The sequence below is a fragment of the Arthrobacter sp. GMC3 genome (genome assembly GCF_002929305.1).
Lineage (GTDB): Bacteria > Actinomycetota > Actinomycetes > Actinomycetales > Micrococcaceae > Specibacter.
Map to the genome: position 1 here is coordinate 82,265 of NZ_PJIO01000001.1, position 16,419 is coordinate 98,683.

Consider the following 16,419-nt stretch of genomic DNA (forward strand, 5'->3'; position numbering starts at 1 on the left):
AGCTGAGTCGCCCCCAATTTTCGACAGCTAACGAAAGGACCTCTCTTGGACGCCAAATTCACCACAAAGAGCCAGGAGGCTCTTTCCGCCGCGGCCATGAACGCCTCAACGGCCGGTAATCCAACGGTGGAACCCGCCCATCTGCTCAAAGCCCTTATGGATCAGCGTCAAGGTGTTGCCGTGGCGCTGCTGAAGGGCGCCGGTGTTGACCCGGATGAGGTCAGCGTCGCCGCCAGTGCAGCGATCCGCAACCTCCCGTCGTCGTCGGGCACATCGGTTGCCCAAGCCCAGCTCAGCCGCAACACCCTGCTGGCCGTTCAGGCCGCGCAGCAGGAGGCCGAGAAGATGGGTGACAGCTACGTTTCCACCGAGCACCTGCTCCTTGGCCTGGCGGTCGACGCCGGCGAAACAGGAACTGCCTTGCGGCACGCAGGAGCCACCAAGGCTGCGCTCGATGCTGCGCTGCCCTCTGTTCGGGGGGAGGGGAAGGTTACCTCGCCCGATCCAGAGAACACCTTCGAGGCGCTGGAAAAGTACGGCGTGGACATGACGGCCATCGCCCGCACCGGCAAGCTTGACCCCGTGATTGGGCGCGACTCCGAGATTCGCCGCGTGGTCCAGGTCCTGAGCCGGCGCACCAAGAACAACCCGGTTCTGATCGGGGAGCCCGGTGTCGGCAAGACCGCCGTCGTCGAGGGCCTGGCCCAGCGCATGGTGGCGGGCGACGTGCCCGAGTCCTTGCGTGGGAAGACCCTGATCAGCCTGGACCTTGCCGCCATGGTGGCCGGGGCCAAGTACCGTGGCGAATTTGAGGAGCGCCTCAAGGCCGTGCTGGAGGAGATCAAGGCCTCGGACGGGCAGATTGTCACGTTCATTGACGAGATCCACACAGTGGTGGGTGCCGGCGCATCCGAGGGATCCATGGACGCGGGCAACATGCTCAAGCCCATGCTGGCTCGCGGCGAGTTGCGCCTCATCGGCGCCACCACCCTGGACGAATACCGGGAGAACATCGAAAAGGACCCGGCGCTGGAGCGCCGTTTCCAGCAGGTCTACGTTGGTGAGCCCAGTGTTGAGGACACCATTGGTATCCTGCGCGGGTTGAAGGAGCGCTACGAGGCTCACCATAAGGTGGCCATTGCCGACTCCGCGCTGGTTGCCGCCGCAACACTGTCCAGCCGCTACATCAGCGGCCGGCAGCTGCCGGATAAGGCCATCGACCTGATGGATGAGGCGGCCTCACGGCTGCGCATGGAGATCGACTCGGCACCGGAGGAGATCGACCAGCTCCGCCGCGCCGTGGACCGGCTGACCATGGAGGAACTGGCACTTAGCGGCGAGACGGACGCAGCCTCGGTGGAGCGTCTAGAAGCGCTGCGTGCTGACATGGCCGACAAAAAGGAAGAACTGGCCGGACTCAATGCGCGTTGGGAGGCCGAGAAGGCCGGGCTGAACCGCGTGGGTGATTTGAAGGCCAAGCTGGACGAGCTGCGTTCCATTGCGGACAAGGCACAGCGCGACGGCGATCTGGAGCAGGCTTCCCGGATCCTGTACGGGGAAATCCCGGCGTTGCAGCGCCAGTTGGAGGCTGCCGCCGCCGAGGAGGAGTCCATCGACAAGCCCGATCTGATGGTGGCCGAAGAAGTCACTGCCGACGACATTGCCGAGGTCATCTCGGCGTGGACGGGCATCCCGGCCGGGCGCATGCTCCAGGGTGAAAGCCAGAAGCTGTTGCAGATGGAACATGTGCTGGGGTCCCGGCTGATCGGCCAGTCCAAGGCCGTGACGGCGGTGTCGGACGCGGTCCGCCGCGCCCGGGCCGGGATCAACGATCCCGACCGGCCCACGGGTTCGTTCTTGTTCTTGGGGCCCACCGGTGTGGGTAAGACGGAGCTTGCGAAGGCACTTGCCGACTTCCTCTTCGACGACGAACGCGCCATGATCCGCATCGACATGAGCGAGTACTCCGAGAAGCACTCGGTCTCGCGCCTGGTCGGTGCGCCTCCGGGCTACGTCGGCTACGACGAGGGTGGGCAGCTGACGGAGGCCGTGCGCCGTCGGCCCTACTCTGTGGTGCTGCTGGATGAGGTCGAGAAGGCCCACCCGGAGGTCTTTGACATCCTTTTGCAGGTGTTCGACGACGGCCGCCTCACCGACGGGCAAGGACGCACGGTCGATTTCCGCAACGTCATTGTGGTGTTGACCTCCAACCTGGGCTCACAGTTCCTGGTGGACCAGAACCTGTCAGAGGCCGAAAAGCGCAAGTTGGTCATGTCTGTGGTGGAGTCTTCCTTTAAGCCGGAGTTCCTGAACCGGCTCGATGAGATCGTCATGTTTGACGCCCTCAGTGTCGAAGAGTTGTCACGGATTGTCGACTTGCAGGTACAGGCCCTTGCCGGCCGCCTGCATGACCGTCGACTGACCCTGGAGGTCACCGATGCGGCCAAGTCGTGGCTGGCCTTCACCGGATACGACCCGGCCTACGGTGCCCGTCCGCTGCGCCGTCTGGTGCAACGCCAAATCGGTGACCAGCTGGCTAAGGCGATCCTCTCCGGTGAAATCACCGATGGGGACACCGTACTGGTGGACACGGCATCGGACTTCGACACCCTGACGCTGGATGATGTTTCAGCGGGGGATGCCGGACTGAGCGTCACGCGTAAGTAGTACCTGCACAGTACAAAGGGCTGTCCCGGTGGAATAATCCACCGGGACAGCCCTTTGCGTTGCTTTGCCGTTTGCGGGCTAGGAGATGAACGATTCCTTCAAATTGTCACCTGACGGGTCAACGATGATGCACTGAATGGTGCGATCGCCGTTGTCCCAGGACCCTGAGGTCGGGAAGACGTTGAAGGACTTCAGGCCCTTGTAGGACTTTGCCGCATCCGTCAGGGAAACGGCACCACACACATCGGCGGCCTTGGCCTTGACGGTATCCGCTCCGGGGAAGGTGTCTGTCATGCTGTACTCGAACGTGCCAACCACCTGTGCCGCGTGCGGGGTACTGCACAGGACGACGTCGGCGGGCTTGGTTACTGTGGTGAATCCGCGCAGGCAGTCAGCCTCCAGCCACTCCAGGGGCTTGGCCTGCTCCACGATGAGCCCGCTTGCGCCGGCCGCATCCGAGGCGGGGGTGCTCGCGTTGTCGCTGGCAGCCGATGTCGCCGTGGGCTTGGCGGTATCGCCCGCATCCGACTTTCCGCCGCCTCCGAGCAATCCGACCAGAATCCAGATCAGCAAGATAATGAGGGCCACGCCCACCACTGCCACGCCCAAAATGATGAACAACTTGTTCTTGTTTCCCGGTGATCCCTGGCCGGGGCCCTGCGGACCCTGCGGACCACCGGGCATTCCGGGACCCTGCGGGCCTCCAGGGAACCCTGGTCCTTGCGGGCCGCCCTGCCACGGCGCACCCGGCTGGCCCGGGTAGCCGGGAACCGGTGGGACAGGCGGAACGCCGGGCTGCACAGCGCCCTGTCCCGCATTGGCCTGAGCCGGCCCGCCCTGGGCGGCGCCATGCTGCGTGGGTGCACCATACGGCGGCTGGGGCCCTGCCTGGACAGGAGCACCGTAAGGCGGCGGGGGAACCGGTGTTCCGGGTGTGCCGTAGGGTGCTGGGTTTCCGGGCTTCGGCTGGGCGTCGGCCGGGGCCACAGGAGTGGCCCCGGGCTGGCCGGGTGCCGGCTCGCCCTGAGCAGAATTCTGAGACGCGGCCAGTGCGGCTGCGTCTACTACGCCCTGGGCCACCTGGCCGGGGGACTGCCACGCGTTGGCCCTGGGCTGCCACTGTGTTTCGGGACGACGCCAGCCGGAACCGTCGTCCACACTGCGACCAATGTGGGATGACGCTGCCTCGGGTCCGCTGCCCGCAGGGGTGGCTTCTGCAGCTGGGGCCTGCTCGGGAGGTGCGGTCGGGCGTGGCGGAACGGGTGCATTCGACGCAGGCTCAGCCGTGTCAGCGGCGGCCGGCTCAACTGCGCCAGGCGCCGTCGTGGCCGGGGGAGTCCAAGGGTTGTTGGCCACGGGGGGCTTGGTGAAATCGGTGCGCAGGACGGTGGACTCATCCACGTCCCAGTCGCCATGCGTGGCGGGGGCGTCAAAGGCGATGCCCGTTTTCGGGATGGAGGCGATGACTTCCGACGCCGGCAGCTCAGCCGAATGTTCGGCTTGGCGTTCAACCTCGGCGGCCTCGGCGGCGACCTCCTCCAGATTCACGCTTTCGGCGACATCGGGGCTGATCTCAGCGGAATCCAGCTGAGGTTCGGCAAATTCGTAGTCCGATTCGGGGAGCTCTGCGGACTCAGTCGTTGCCGCGTCGTCCGCGCCAGGTACCGGAGGTTTCGCCTCGGCCTGCTGATCGTTTCCGTTTTCCTGGTCGTTCATGACGAACGTTCCTTCCCTGCCGCACAGAGGTGCGGCGCAATCTTATTGCGTGAACAGGGAAAATTTCTTTGCGCCAGAAACTTTGGCCCACAGCGCAAATATTGCTTCCCCCGCGGGAATTAACTCCCCATATATGTGACTCTACCGAACATTACGGGGGTGTTTGAGAATATTCCAGACACGGCGGTGGGGAGAACAACCCATGGGCGGGCGCGGTTGGTGCAGAACTAATGTAATCTAGGAGTACGACAAATTGACCGAATATTCCGGAGCCTCGCTCTCAGCCCGAGCGACCACCTCCGGTCCAAGTGTAAAAGGGGGTCACGCCATGGGGCGCGGCCGTCAAAAGGCGAAGGCAACCAAGCAGGCTCGGGACATTAAGTACTACTCCCCGAACACTGATTATTCAGCTCTGCAAAAAGAGCTCGGTGGAACTACTCGGCGAGCCCCGAGCCGTCACATTGAGGTTCCTGCAGAGCCCGATTATTCAGCATATGAAGACAAATATGCGGATCAGTTTGAGGAAGACGACGACGTGGACACCCGCCGTATTGGCTAGGACCGCTTAGACACCAAACGCAACAAACCCTGCACGACGCACAGCAAATAAGCTGAGGCGACGGGCGGGGATTTTGTTGTCCCCGCGACCCCCAGATCTCTCTAGTCTTGTTTCGCAGGCTGCCCGACACACCGCAGGCGGATTTGAGTCGCAGCTGCAGAAGCTGAATCGATCGTGGCCGCGTCTGTGGGGGCCAATGCTTTGGTGAGGTAAATGCGCAGGCTAGAAGCGTCGCCGTCGGGCATGAAGATTGACTCGGGGAGCAACGCCTGAAGCGCGGCTGCCTGGGTGTAGCCGGATTTTGGTGCAGCAATAATCACGCCCGGCGGTTGCTTGCCGCTGGGGACTTTGAGGGCGTGGGCTTGCTGATTGCCCACCGTGCCGACTCCAACGCCGCGATCCTTGAGGAGCTGGGCAGCGTCGGCGGCAACCCCTGCCGTTCCGGAGGCGTTGTAGACGTCCACACTCCAGCCGCCAAGCGCCGCCTTGTCCACTAGTTGAGTGGGGCAGGGCGGGGGCGTCGCAGGCAAGAATCGTCCGGCGGCGCTGCCAAGTCCCAAGCCGAGAGCTGCCGCTGCCGTTGCCGCCACTGCTGCCGCCACGGTAAAAAATGCCAGTAACTTCAATGGTTCGCCGGCATGCTGCTTGGCGACCGTCACGGCGTGCTCAGCGCTTTCGCAACGCCGGTAGCTGCGGGCACTGCGCGGACAGAAGAGAGCAGTTGCTGGGCCTCAGTCATGGCATCGGCCGACGACTTTCCGGCACCCATGACGGCTCCCACCACCATGGTTGGTCCTCCGCCAAGGCTCACGTGGGCGGCAAACATGAACACACCGCCGGCCTCGGGAGTGGTCCCGGTTTTCAAGCCCACTATGCCGGTCTGGCCCAGGAGAGAGTTGGTATTACTGACAGGCCCATAGCCTGGAATGAGTGCAGTTTCCTGACCCACGATCGCCGCAATCGTTGGATTCTGCATCGCTGCACGGGCCAGAAGTGCCAGATCGCCCGCCGTGCTGGTAGTGGAGGAGTCGTAGCCGCTGGCATCGGAACCGATGGTGGTGGATTGCATGCCCAGCGATTTCACAAAGCTGGTGGCTGACTGCCGGTAGGCATCCATAGAACCGAAGGCCCAAACCGCCAGGGTATCGGCAATGTTGTTTGCCGAGGGGAGGAGCATCGCCTGGAGCATGGTGTACTGGCTCATGTTCATGCCTCTGTAGACGGGCAGGTAGGTTCCCCCGCGCTTGGCATAGTCTTCGTAGAGCTCCACATCAGCGCCATCCATGACAACGGACGGGCCCTGGGCACCCACCGCCAAGGGATGCTCCTTAAGTACCACCAGCGCAGTGATCACCTTGGCCGTGCTGGCGGTGGGCCGGGGCTTTGCATGCGGATTACTTACCTCCGGGGCGGCGTTTGCCAAGGTGGCCAGGCTGGCGTCCATGGCGGGCCAGCGGACCTGAACTGCCAAGGACGGAAGAGTCTCATCTCGTGGTGAGGCGTCACTGGCACAACCCGTCAGGGCAAATACCAGGACGGCAACTAGGGCTAGGGCTCGCGTACGGAATGGTTGCATAATCCCACGCTAGGAAGCCAATATCTGTGACGTGTTCTGACTTTGTCACCAACGTGTCACAGAATTCCCAAACGGCGCATGATCGCGCCCGACCCGCCCAGACCCGCCATAGGATGGAGCCATAAAACAATGGAAAATCGTGCCTAACAACGCCGGGGGAAACTGTGGCAAACATTCTTCTGGTGGAAGATGATCCAGACATCAATGCGGCGTTCCGGTTGGCGCTTTCCCAGCGGGGGCATAGCGTTGCTGGCTGTTTCCTTGGCGGTGAGGGGGTGGCCCTCGCCACAGAAGTTCCCGGCCCCGATCTGGTGGTCCTTGACTTGATGCTGCCGGACCTCGACGGTCGGGAAGTATGCCGGCGAATTCGTGCAGTCTCGCAGATCCCCATCATCATGATGACAGCACGGGGTGATGACGCCGACGTCGTACTTGGCCTGGAGTCAGGCGCGGATGACTACGTAGTCAAACCTGTTGAGCCTTATCTGTTGGATGCCAGGATCCGTGCCTTGCTGCGTCGGAGCTCCCTGCCCGTTGCACCTGCCGGCGAGTCCGACGTCGTCACCAGTGGAGCGCTGCGATTGGACCGCAAGTCCTTGGTCACGAGCATCAATGGTGAGGCTGTGCCATTGACGGCGACGGAGACCAGGCTGCTGCTTGAGCTTTCCAAGCACCCGGGGCAGGTGCGAAGCCGGGAACAGCTATTGCGCGACGTGTGGGGAACGGACTACCTCAACGAATCCCGGATGGTGGACGCCTCCATCCAACGGCTGCGCAGCAAGGTGGAGCGGGACCCTTCACAGCCCAAGATTATTGCCACGGTCCGCGGGTTCGGGTACAGATTCGACCTTCAATGATGCGCAATTTCTTTGCCGGCCTCGGGGCCAGACTCGCCGTGAGCTGTGCTTTGATAGCCGTCATTGCCGTGGTGGTGACCGGGGGAGTGATGTACACCAGCGCCAGAAACAACATCTTCTCCGCAGAGCAAGACCGTCTCTTTGACCAGTTCGCGGCGATGCGAGAGGAGGCCACGGCACCCATCAATTGTGCTCCCGATGAGTGCCAGAAACTGACCGACAGCGAGATTGCGGCTAGGGCGAGTGAGCGAATGCGCGGAATTTCCGCGTTGGTATTCACCTCGGTGCCAGGAACCGCTGAACAGGCGGCCCTTGACGGAATTCCGGCGTCGTTCCAGGCGCGCGTGCAATCAAACGGCACTGTGGGATGGTGGCGCGAACGCTACGGCTTGAGCTACCGCTTTTTGATCGGCGCGCCGGTGAGCCTCAACGTCAGATCCGAGGGGTACACCGGCGGCGCCGTCAACCCAACAGACGCAGCGAGTGGTTCAAAAGACAGGACAGTTGAAGCCTTCCTCTACGCCAGCTACCCCATGGAAAAGCAACAGCAACAAGTCAACGCCCTGGCCGCCTCCACGCTTTGGTTGGTGGGGATTATGGCCATACTGGCCGCCTTATCTGGCGCACTTTTGGGTCGTTGGATATCCCGGCCAGTACGTCAATTGCGCTCCGCCGTGGACAAGCTTGACGCTGGCCAGGGAGCTTTGGAACTGGACGTACGCGGGGTACAGGAACTGACAGGGTTGGTTGAGGCTTTTAATGCCGCCCACAGCAGGCTGCATGAAACCTTGGCCGAACTGACGCAGAAAGAAGCTGCTTCCCGGCGTTTTGTGGCGGATGTTTCGCACGAAATCAGAACGCCCGTCACGGCCATGGTGGCCATGGCGGATGTGCTGGAGCACAGCGCTGGCGATCCCGAACACGTTCAGGAAGCGGCCATGGTCACAGCACGCGCCGCCCGCAGACTCTCGGCGATGACGGAGGATCTTCTGGAGATTTCGCGCTTCGATGCCCAGAAGGAAACCATTCAAGCCGAGACTTTCGATGTGGCCCAGCGCATTGCCGCGCTTGTGGAAAGCCGAGGATTTTCGGCCCTCGTGGAAGTAGGCGCGGCCAATGAGCTGCACTTTTCCACGGATCCCCGCCGTTTCGAAGTGATTGTTGCCAATCTGCTAACCAATGCCGTGAACCACGGAGCGGCGCCGATCAACGTCCACGCATTCCTCTGCGATGCTGAGCTGGTGGTTGAGGTCAGCGACCACGGCTCGGGCATTCCAGCGGCAAGCGCGGAGCACCTTTTTGACCGTTTCTACAAGACGGACACCTCGCGAAGCCGTGGTGGTAGCGGTCTGGGGCTGTCGCTCGTCCAGGAAAATTGCAAGCTGCTCGGCGGCACGGTGAAGCTCACCAGCGCGGTTAACCCGACAACTTTTACGGTGAGGTTGCCGCCATTTCGCTAAGAGTGCGAAAAAAGACGGCGCTTGCGCAAAAAGCCACCCGTATAAGGGTGGCTTTTTGCGCAAGCGCCGTCCGAAGTTGTTGCTAGGAAGCGTAGTTGCCCACCAGGCGAACGGCGCCGCCGTCGACACCCTTGGCGCCCTGGGTGTAATCAGAACCGGTCTTGATCGAATCGGAGGACTCGGCCGCAACAGTACCCATGACCCACGACGGCACGCCGCGGGAGTTCAGGCGCTCCACGGCTGCGTCGGCGGCATCGGCCGAAACCACGGCCACCATGCCCACGCCGAGGTTCAGCGTGCGCTCCAAGTCGGCCAACGGCACATTGCCCAGCTGGGAGACCAGGTTGAAGATGGCCGGCAGGCTCCAGGTGGAGCGGTCCACCGTGGCGATGAGGCCCTGCGGTAGCACGCGGGCCAGGTTCGCGGCCAAACCGCCACCTGTGACGTGGCTGAAACCATGAACGGCCTTCTCCTGCGTGACCGGCAGGTAGCGGGTCAGGTCCAGGCAGTCGGCGGCGTACACGCGGGTGGGCTCCAGGAGTTCCTCACCCAAGGTGCGGCCAAGCTCCGAAACCTGGCGGTCCAGGGCCCAACCGGCGTGGTTGATGACACGGCGCACCAGCGAGTAACCGTTGGAGTGCAGACCCGAGGACGCCATGCCGATGATGACATCGCCGGCACGGACGCGTTCGGGACCCAGCAACAAGTCGGCCTCGACCACACCGGTGCAAGCACCTGCGACGTCGTACTCATCAGGTGCCAACAGGCCCGGGTGCTCGGCAGTTTCGCCACCCACCAGGGCGGTGCCGGCAACCTTGCAGGCTGCGGCAATACCGCGAACGATGTCCGCCACGCGCTCGGGGACAACCTTGCCGGTGGCAATGTAGTCGGTCATGAACAGCGGCTCGGCGCCCACCACCACAATGTCATCGACAACCATGCCCACCAGGTCGAACCCGATGGTGTCGTGGATGTCCATGGCCTGGGCGATGGCCACCTTGGTGCCCACGCCGTCCGTGGAAGTTGCCAGGTACGGCTTCTTGTACGTCAGCAGTTTGGAAACGTCGTAGAGGCCGGCGAATCCGCCAAAGCCGCCGATGACGGAGGGTCCATGGGTCGCCTTGACGGCTTCCTTCATGAGCTCGACGGCGCGATCCCCTGCTTCGGTGTCAACCCCGGCGCTGGCGTAGGTGATGGACGTGGGGTCCTGGGAGGCGTTGGTCATGGCGTCTCTTTCCTGCGATTTTCTTAGGAGCCGTCTGCGGAGGTGCGGTCTTGATCGGTCAGGATGGTTTCCAGTTCCGCATCAGGTCCCGGATCGCAACCGGTGGAGGTGGTGGAGTTGGCCGGCTTGGTCCGCTCGAGCAGGTTCTTGCCCAGGCGGTCGCTGGAGGGAAGCTCGATCGGGTAGGTTCCCGTGAAGCATGCGGTGCACAGGCGCTCGCGCGGCTGCAAGGTGGCATCGATCATGCCATCTTCGGAGATGTAGGCCAGGGAGTCCGCGCCGATCGACTTGCTGATCTCGTCAATGGCCGCACCGTTGGCGATCAGCTCCGCACGCGAGGCGAAGTCGATGCCGTAGAAGCATGGCCACCGCACGGGCGGGGAGGAAATCTTGACGTGGATCTCGGCGGCGCCGGCCTCGCGGAGCATCCGTACGACGGCGCGCTGGGTGTTGCCGCGGACGATCGAATCATCGACCACCACAATGCGCTTGCCGCGGATTACGGACTCGAGCGCGTTGAGCTTGAGTCGAATGCCAAGCTTGCGCAGAGTCTCGCTGGGCTGGATGAATGTGCGCCCCACGTAGGCGTTCTTGACGAAGCCGTGCGCGAAGGGGATGCCTGACTCCTCGGCGTAGCCGATGGCCGCCGGGGTGCCGGACTCGGGGACCGGGATGACCAAGTCCGCAACGGCCAAGTTTTCGCGGGCCAGCTGGCGACCCATTTCAACGCGGGATTCGTAAACGGAGCGTCCTGCGATGGTGGCGTCAGGGCGTGCCAGGTAGACGTACTCAAAGACGCAGCCGGCCGGGGTGGGTTCGGCGAAGCGCTGGGTGCGCACACCATCTTCATCGATAGCGATGAATTCGCCGGGCTCAATTTCGCGGATGAAACTGGCGCCCATGGTGGCCAATGCGGCGCTTTCGGAGGCGACCACCCAACCGTTTTCCAGGCGTCCAAGGACCAGCGGGCGCACACCGTGGGGGTCGCGGGCTGCGTAAAGGGTGTGTTCGTCCATGAAGACGAAGCAGAAGGCGCCGTGGACCTTGGGCAACAGCTCCATGGCCGTGGCCTCAAGGGAGCGGCCTTCTCGGCCCTTGAGCAAGGTGGTGACAAGGGCGGTGTCGGAGGTGTTGCCCTGCGCCATTTCGCCTGAGGTGGGGACACCTTCTTGCGCCAGCACCATGTCGTAGAGTTCGGCTGAGTTCGTCAGGTTGCCGTTGTGCGCCAGGGCGACAGTGCCGCTTCCGGTGGCGCCCAAGGTTGGCTGGGCGTTGGCCCAGTTCGAGGAACCGGTGGTGGAATATCGGCAATGGCCCACAGCCATGTGCCCCGTCAGGGTGTTCAGCGTGGGTTCGTCAAAAACCTGGGAAACGAGTCCCATGTCCTTGTACACACTGATCCGCTTGCCGTCGCTTGTCGCGATGCCAGCCGATTCCTGACCACGGTGCTGTAGTGAATACAGTCCGTAATAGGTTAGTTTTGCAACCTCTTCACCGGGTGCCCAGATGCCCAGAACGCCACAAGCGTCCTGAGGTCCCTTTTCGCCGGGTAAAAGATCATGGGATAGTTTTCCGTCTCCGCGTGCCACGAGAAAAATTATCTCATGTAATGACGCAGGTCTCTAACCTACTGTGACCTGCGTTATGCCATGTGGCTCAAACGCTTTCTTCGCCAGCTCCCGGCTCGTCCTGGTTGTCAGGAACGGATTCCACGACGGCGGTCTGCGCCCGTCGCACGCTTCGGCGATCGATCACCAACGCCACAATGGCGCCCAGGCCTGCGCCGGGGACCATCAGCAGCACCGTGAAGAAACCGAAGATGCTACTGGGCTCAAATTGTTCAACACCGGGTGAGAGCATGGTGAAAATTCCTGCCACGACCACGCCCACCAGTGCGCCGGCAATCATGAACGGCACGAACTTGGGTGCGCGGCGGACCTTGATGGTCCGCTGAACAGCCGGTGTCGGTGCGGCGTCGGCAGAGGGGTCAACAGGCTGGGAAGTCATGCTTTAAGGGTACCCGCCTTCGCGCGAAGCCCTTGCGTCGGGTGTGCGCGGCCAGTATTACAAGGGGAGCTCGGCGGACAGTTCGGCCCGCAGACCCGAGGCGGCCACCAGTCCCCGTCCGACGGCGTCGCCCCAGTCCAAGGTGCCGGTCACCAGTGCGAGCCAGGTTTCGGCGTCGCACTCCACAACGTTGGGCGGGGTGCCGCGCGTGTGCCGGGGCCCGGCGATGCATTGCGTGACGCCAAAGGGTGGGACCCGGACTTCCACCGAATTCCCGGGCGCTCGGGCGGTGATTTCTTCCAGCGAGTAACGCACCGCCGTGGCCGTGACGGCGCGGGGGGCCTCTCCCCGTTGCCACGTGGCCAGGGCGGCCCGTCCCTCGGCGATGTCAATGCGACGGCGGGCAACCATTGGCGTTACTTCCTTAAACTAGTTGAAGACGGGGCTGGCGGTACTAGAAGCGGGCCTCCCGGACTCTGTTCTGGTTGGGCCCACGCCTGCGAGGGACCCGCAGCGAGCTTGCGAGATGTGGGAGCAGGCGGGGACTAGTCCAGGAGGGCGCTGACGGCCTGCCCCAACCGCAAGCTACCGGCGGGCCGGTCGCCGCCCAAAACTGGAGGCACCACCTTGCTCAGTACGCCCGCCACCTCGGGGACATCCAGGGCACCTGTTGCCGCCAGTAGTGTCAGGCCCACGAGGGACGCGGCGCGGCCATTGCCGTCAAGCATTTTCACGGCCACACTGGCGCCAGCGGCGGTCGCCATAACCAGGACACCTTCGGCGCCCATCTTGGCCAGGACGCCCAGGTCCTCCATGACCACCGTGTTTGGCCGGCCATGGCCTTCCACTGCCCACGGGTAATCAAGCATGGAGGTGGCAATCGTGGCGGCACGGGCGTTGGCATGCTTGTCCGACGGCGCCTTGGCCAGTGTGGTGAAGGCGCGCGCCAGCCCCTTGAGGGTCACCGCGAGCACCGGCGCACCGCAACCGTCAATGCCAGTGTGGAGTACCGGCCCACCCGTGTATTCCTCAATAACCGTGCGAACGGCCCGTTGCATAGGGTGGTTGGGCTCTAAGTAGCCTGCCGTGTCCCAGCCGTTTTCGGTGCAGGCCCACAAGAAGGCGGCGTGTTTGCCGGAGCAGTTCATAGCCAGTTTGGACTTCCCGCGTTCCGTGCGGACCAGCCAGGTGCGCGCTGCCGGGTCCGTGGGCCAGGCTGCGGGGCAGCCAAGTGCGGATTCGGTGAGATTGGCGGCCTTGAGCATTCCCGCGACCACGTCCATGTGCTCCAGGGAGCCGGTATGGCTGCCGGCGGCGATGGCAACCTGTGCACCGCGCAGTGGAACGCCGGCCTGCATGGCGGCCAGCGCCTGAAAAGGCTTCACGCATGACCGGGGGTAAATGGGTGCGTTGATGTCGCCCAGCTTGGTCACCACCGAGCCGTCCCCTGCCAGTACGACGGCGGAGCCCAGGTGACGGGACTCCACAAATCCACTGCGTTCCAGGACGGCGAGTTCAACGGCGTCGTGCGCCCGGAAGGTTTGGATCATGGTGTCATCCTAGCGACTATAAAGGGGTGGCGAGGCCAGCGGATTCCTTGAGGAACAGGGGAGCCTCGCCAGCTGGCTTGTCAGCGGCGGCGGCCTGCTCTGCGGGTAGTGATGGCCGCCACATGAAGTTTTCAGCCCCTCGAGCTAGAGCCTACGAACGGTCCTTTCCGTCCTTGCGGCGGCGAAATAGCAAGGTTGCCCCGCCGCCCAGAAGCAGCAGGCCCCCGGCGCCACCGACCACAAACATTGAACTGGACGCGCCGGTGGCGGCCAAATTGTTGATCACGACGGGGACCGTTGTCGGGGTGGGTTCGGTAGTGCCGGCCGGTACGGGGGCAGCCAGCACAGTGAAGTTGGAGGCAGCAATGAGGGAATCCACGCCATCAACGTTTTGTACGGCCGAGATGCTGTGGTTTCCTGCGCCGAACTTCTGGCTAAACGTGAAGCTCCAGGTGGTACCGGTCACCGTAGCCCTGTGCTGCTGACCGTCGACGGTCACTGTCACTGCCGCGCCCGCGATGTTGGTTCCTGAGATAACGGTGGGGCCCTGGCTGGCACCGAACTGCTGGCCATTGGTGGGGGAGGTGACCGCCGGGGCGGCTGGGACAACCTTGAAGCTGTTTGTAGCGGACGGGGAGTCGGTCCAGTCGGCGCGCGTTTGCGTGGCGATGACCGTGTAGTTGCCCACGCCGAGGCCCGGCGTGACGGCCACCGACCACGTGCCATCGCCACCAACCACGGCGGTGCCGGAGACGTCGCCCGTCAAAGAGACCGTGGCACCGGCGATGCCGGTTCCTGTGATGGCCGTGACCGGGGCGGCGGAAGTTCCATTCAATGCCGGGGCAGTGAAGGCCGGAGCGGTCTCCTTGATGACCTCAATCGAGGCCTTCATGATGCCCGAGGTACTGAAGCCGTTCTTGGCCTGCGCCGTGATGGGAAAAGTGCCAAACGTGTTGGGGGCCTGGATGCTCCATGTGCCGTCGGATCCAACGGCAACATCCTTGGGGGCGCCGTCAATGGTGACTGTGACGATGGTGCCTGCGGGTGCGTCGGCAACTGTGCCGTTGATGGCGCCGCGGCGGTAGACGGTGCCGGGGGTCACTGCGGGATTATTCAGAAAAATCTTCACGGTGTAGCCGTTGGTTGCCGCAAGGGCCGTTTGCAGGTCTGCCGTAATGGCAAAGTTCTTGCCATCGTTCAGTTTCCCGCCACCGCTGACAATGCCGACAGCGGCATTGCCGGAAATCACGGGGCCTCCCGAGTCGCCATGATCGCTCATCACGGTGTCGGTGATGGACATAAAGCCTCGAACGGCGCGCAGATCCGCTGGATCTCCGCCGGGATTCTCTGCCGACGGGTAGTTGATGCCTGCAATGACATAGGCCCCAAGCTCATCGACTTTTGCACATGTCCAGCCAGTGGTGCGGCCCGACTTGCACACGGGGGCATCCAGCACGGCAGGTGCAACGCCCGTTACGGCTACATTACCGGGATCGGTGGAGATTTGTTCCGGTGCGGTCCAGCCCGCAGCCCCCGTCCACTTTGCCACCTTCGGCGCCTGGCTGAAGTTAGCTCCAATGCTGTCAATCACGGAGACATCCGTGCCGATATTGCCTTCGGCATGGATATTGTCGGGATTGGCTGTGGTCCTGGTGTTGTTGGGGCCGCCAAACTGGGAGAAGCCCATCATGCCAAGCAATGCCATTGGCTGAGCCTGGATTTTTGGATCGCCGGTCACCGCTTCATCCGACAGAGGATTAGTAAGCAGCGCTGGTACCGCGGCCCCATCCAAGGAACAGTGGCCCGCAGAAATGATGGCGGGGGCGCCCGCCTTATTAAAGCCATTCCATCCGGTGCTGCAGATGACGCCTCCGCTTGTCGCGGGGTTCAGAGCAACAAAGCCTTGGCCGTTGACCAAAGCGAAAGGGTCGCCAGGAGCATAGGTAGCCTTGGCGGGGCCGTTGGCTTCCTCAAGCACCACATTGCCGTATTTGGCGGCGAAGTCTGCAACGGATGACCCTAGGGATCCGGCAAAGGTCTCAGGCGTCGGTTCGCCTGTTCGGATAACGTATTCCCCCTTGGTATTGACCGAAACTGACAGCAGATTCTTTGCGCCGAATGTGGCCACGTAATCGTTGAAGAGTGCATCAACACCGGTGGCGTCAACCTTGGACGGGGATGACGTGGCAGGCGCCGCAATGGCAAGTTTGGCGTCACCGGCCGCAGATTTGGCCACGTCGGGGGTCGTGGTCTGGACCTTGATGGTGTCGCCGGAAAGGGAAACAACGGCGCCGGGGTCTGCCGCGACGACCTTGGACTGGATAGCAGCCGCTTTTTCTGCAAGTGCGCCCTGGGCGTTGAACTCCTCAACGCTCATGCCCAAATCGCGTTGCAGTGCCTCGCCGAGGCCACCGGGCAATGACGATGCCTCGGTGGCGGGGCTCGAGGCGAGCTGTGTGGCAGTCGAGGTAGGCGTTGGCTCCGGAAAGGGTGCGGCCGAGGCTGCTCCGCCGGTAAAGGTTCCGCCGATCAGCACCGCAGCTGCGGCGCAGGCCGCACCGGTGCGCCTGAAGTGGGCGCGCGTGGAAGCTTGCATCTGTGGTCCCCCTGAAAAGATGAAAAGTGCTGGTCATGAATGCCATGCGCCAAGGGTTCTGCCTACTGAGAGTGACGACTTAGGCAATTCCATCAAAAGCTACCAAGGCGGGTGAGGGCGTGCAAGGATTTCCGGTCAGTGACGCCACATTACGTCCTTGGGCCCTGTTATGGCGCCACAGCAATGGTCGTCCAGCGAAAACGTCA

At 63.0% G+C, this 16,419-nt stretch carries 13 protein-coding genes; 4 read left to right on the top strand and 9 right to left on the bottom strand.

What is annotated here, in order from left to right; genetic code table 11:
• The first annotated feature begins 45 nt into the window (after positions 1 to 45).
• The gene (gene clpB, locus CXQ94_RS00405; RefSeq protein WP_104086254.1) at positions 46 to 2,667 is read left to right on the top strand and encodes an ATP-dependent chaperone ClpB; all 2,622 of its coding nucleotides are present in this window, start codon (positions 46 to 48) and stop codon (positions 2,665 to 2,667) included.
• Between the two features lie 78 nt (positions 2,668 to 2,745).
• Here the strand turns inward: clpB and CXQ94_RS00410 are convergent, their stop codons facing one another.
• Positions 2,746 to 4,383: a septum formation family protein gene (locus tag CXQ94_RS00410; protein WP_104086255.1), complete on the bottom strand. Its 1,638-nt coding sequence runs from the start codon at positions 4,381 to 4,383 to the stop codon at positions 2,746 to 2,748.
• 328 nt (positions 4,384 to 4,711) lie between these two features.
• Here CXQ94_RS00410 and CXQ94_RS00415 point away from each other — a divergent pair, with 328 nt between their 5' ends.
• A complete protein-coding gene (locus CXQ94_RS00415) occupies positions 4,712 to 4,942 on the top strand; it encodes a DUF3073 domain-containing protein (RefSeq protein WP_104086256.1) in 231 nt (76 codons plus the stop codon).
• 101 nt (positions 4,943 to 5,043) lie between these two features.
• On the opposite strand, the gene CXQ94_RS00420 is transcribed toward CXQ94_RS00415, so the two are convergent.
• Entirely contained in the window at positions 5,044 to 5,601 is a 558-nt protein-coding gene (locus CXQ94_RS00420; protein ID WP_104086257.1) for a LytR C-terminal domain-containing protein, read from the bottom strand.
• On the bottom strand, positions 5,598 to 6,518 hold the full coding sequence (locus CXQ94_RS00425; protein WP_104086258.1) for a D-alanyl-D-alanine carboxypeptidase family protein: 921 nt from the start codon (positions 6,516 to 6,518) through the stop codon (positions 5,598 to 5,600). The genes CXQ94_RS00420 and CXQ94_RS00425 overlap by 4 nt, the downstream gene beginning before the upstream one ends.
• A gap of 164 nt (positions 6,519 to 6,682) precedes the next feature.
• Between CXQ94_RS00425 and CXQ94_RS00430 the strand changes: the two genes are divergently transcribed.
• Both CXQ94_RS00430 and CXQ94_RS00435 read left to right on the top strand, forming a co-directional pair.
• On the top strand, positions 6,683 to 7,375 hold the full coding sequence (locus CXQ94_RS00430; protein WP_104086259.1) for a response regulator transcription factor: 693 nt from the start codon (positions 6,683 to 6,685) through the stop codon (positions 7,373 to 7,375).
• Positions 7,372 to 8,835 carry a cell wall metabolism sensor histidine kinase WalK gene (locus tag CXQ94_RS00435; RefSeq protein WP_104086260.1) on the top strand — a complete coding sequence of 488 codons (1,464 nt, stop codon included), beginning with the start codon at positions 7,372 to 7,374 and terminating at the stop codon, positions 8,833 to 8,835. Before CXQ94_RS00430 ends, CXQ94_RS00435 begins: the two co-directional genes overlap by 4 nt.
• A gap of 82 nt (positions 8,836 to 8,917) precedes the next feature.
• Here the strand turns inward: CXQ94_RS00435 and purM are convergent, their stop codons facing one another.
• From purM to CXQ94_RS00465, 6 genes are all read right to left on the bottom strand, one after another.
• Positions 8,918 to 10,060 carry a phosphoribosylformylglycinamidine cyclo-ligase gene (gene purM, locus CXQ94_RS00440; RefSeq protein ID WP_104086261.1) on the bottom strand — a complete coding sequence of 381 codons (1,143 nt, stop codon included), beginning with the start codon at positions 10,058 to 10,060 and terminating at the stop codon, positions 8,918 to 8,920.
• A gap of 23 nt (positions 10,061 to 10,083) precedes the next feature.
• On the bottom strand, positions 10,084 to 11,649 hold the full coding sequence (purF, locus tag CXQ94_RS00445) for an amidophosphoribosyltransferase (RefSeq protein WP_104086262.1): 1,566 nt from the start codon (positions 11,647 to 11,649) through the stop codon (positions 10,084 to 10,086).
• A gap of 67 nt (positions 11,650 to 11,716) precedes the next feature.
• Complete coding sequence (locus CXQ94_RS00450) at positions 11,717 to 12,067, bottom strand: hypothetical protein (protein ID WP_104086263.1); 351 nt, start codon at positions 12,065 to 12,067, stop codon at positions 11,717 to 11,719.
• Positions 12,068 to 12,124: 57 nt separating this feature from the next.
• Positions 12,125 to 12,478, bottom strand: coding sequence for a sterol carrier family protein (locus CXQ94_RS00455; protein WP_104086264.1), 354 nt, complete (start codon positions 12,476 to 12,478; stop codon positions 12,125 to 12,127).
• Positions 12,479 to 12,612: 134 nt separating this feature from the next.
• Entirely contained in the window at positions 12,613 to 13,617 is a 1,005-nt protein-coding gene (locus CXQ94_RS00460; protein WP_104086265.1) for an asparaginase, read from the bottom strand.
• Between the two features lie 151 nt (positions 13,618 to 13,768).
• Positions 13,769 to 16,213: a S1 family peptidase gene (locus CXQ94_RS00465; RefSeq protein WP_104086266.1), complete on the bottom strand. Its 2,445-nt coding sequence runs from the start codon at positions 16,211 to 16,213 to the stop codon at positions 13,769 to 13,771.
• Between the last annotated feature and the right edge of the window lie 206 nt (positions 16,214 to 16,419).

Coding starts and splice junctions, on each gene's coding strand:
- CXQ94_RS00410 (WP_104086255.1), bottom strand. CDS start 4,383: ATGAACGACCAGGAAAACGGAAACGATCAGCAGGCCGAGGCGAAACCT.
- CXQ94_RS00415 (WP_104086256.1), top strand. CDS start 4,712: ATGGGGCGCGGCCGTCAAAAGGCGAAGGCAACCAAGCAGGCTCGGGAC.
- CXQ94_RS00425 (WP_104086258.1), bottom strand. CDS start 6,518: ATGCAACCATTCCGTACGCGAGCCCTAGCCCTAGTTGCCGTCCTGGTA.
- CXQ94_RS00435 (WP_104086260.1), top strand. CDS start 7,372: ATGATGCGCAATTTCTTTGCCGGCCTCGGGGCCAGACTCGCCGTGAGC.
- purM (WP_104086261.1), bottom strand. CDS start 10,060: ATGACCAACGCCTCCCAGGACCCCACGTCCATCACCTACGCCAGCGCC.
- CXQ94_RS00450 (WP_104086263.1), bottom strand. CDS start 12,067: ATGACTTCCCAGCCTGTTGACCCCTCTGCCGACGCCGCACCGACACCG.
- CXQ94_RS00455 (WP_104086264.1), bottom strand. CDS start 12,478: ATGGTTGCCCGCCGTCGCATTGACATCGCCGAGGGACGGGCCGCCCTG.
- CXQ94_RS00460 (WP_104086265.1), bottom strand. CDS start 13,617: ATGATCCAAACCTTCCGGGCGCACGACGCCGTTGAACTCGCCGTCCTG.
- CXQ94_RS00465 (WP_104086266.1), bottom strand. CDS start 16,213: ATGCAAGCTTCCACGCGCGCCCACTTCAGGCGCACCGGTGCGGCCTGC.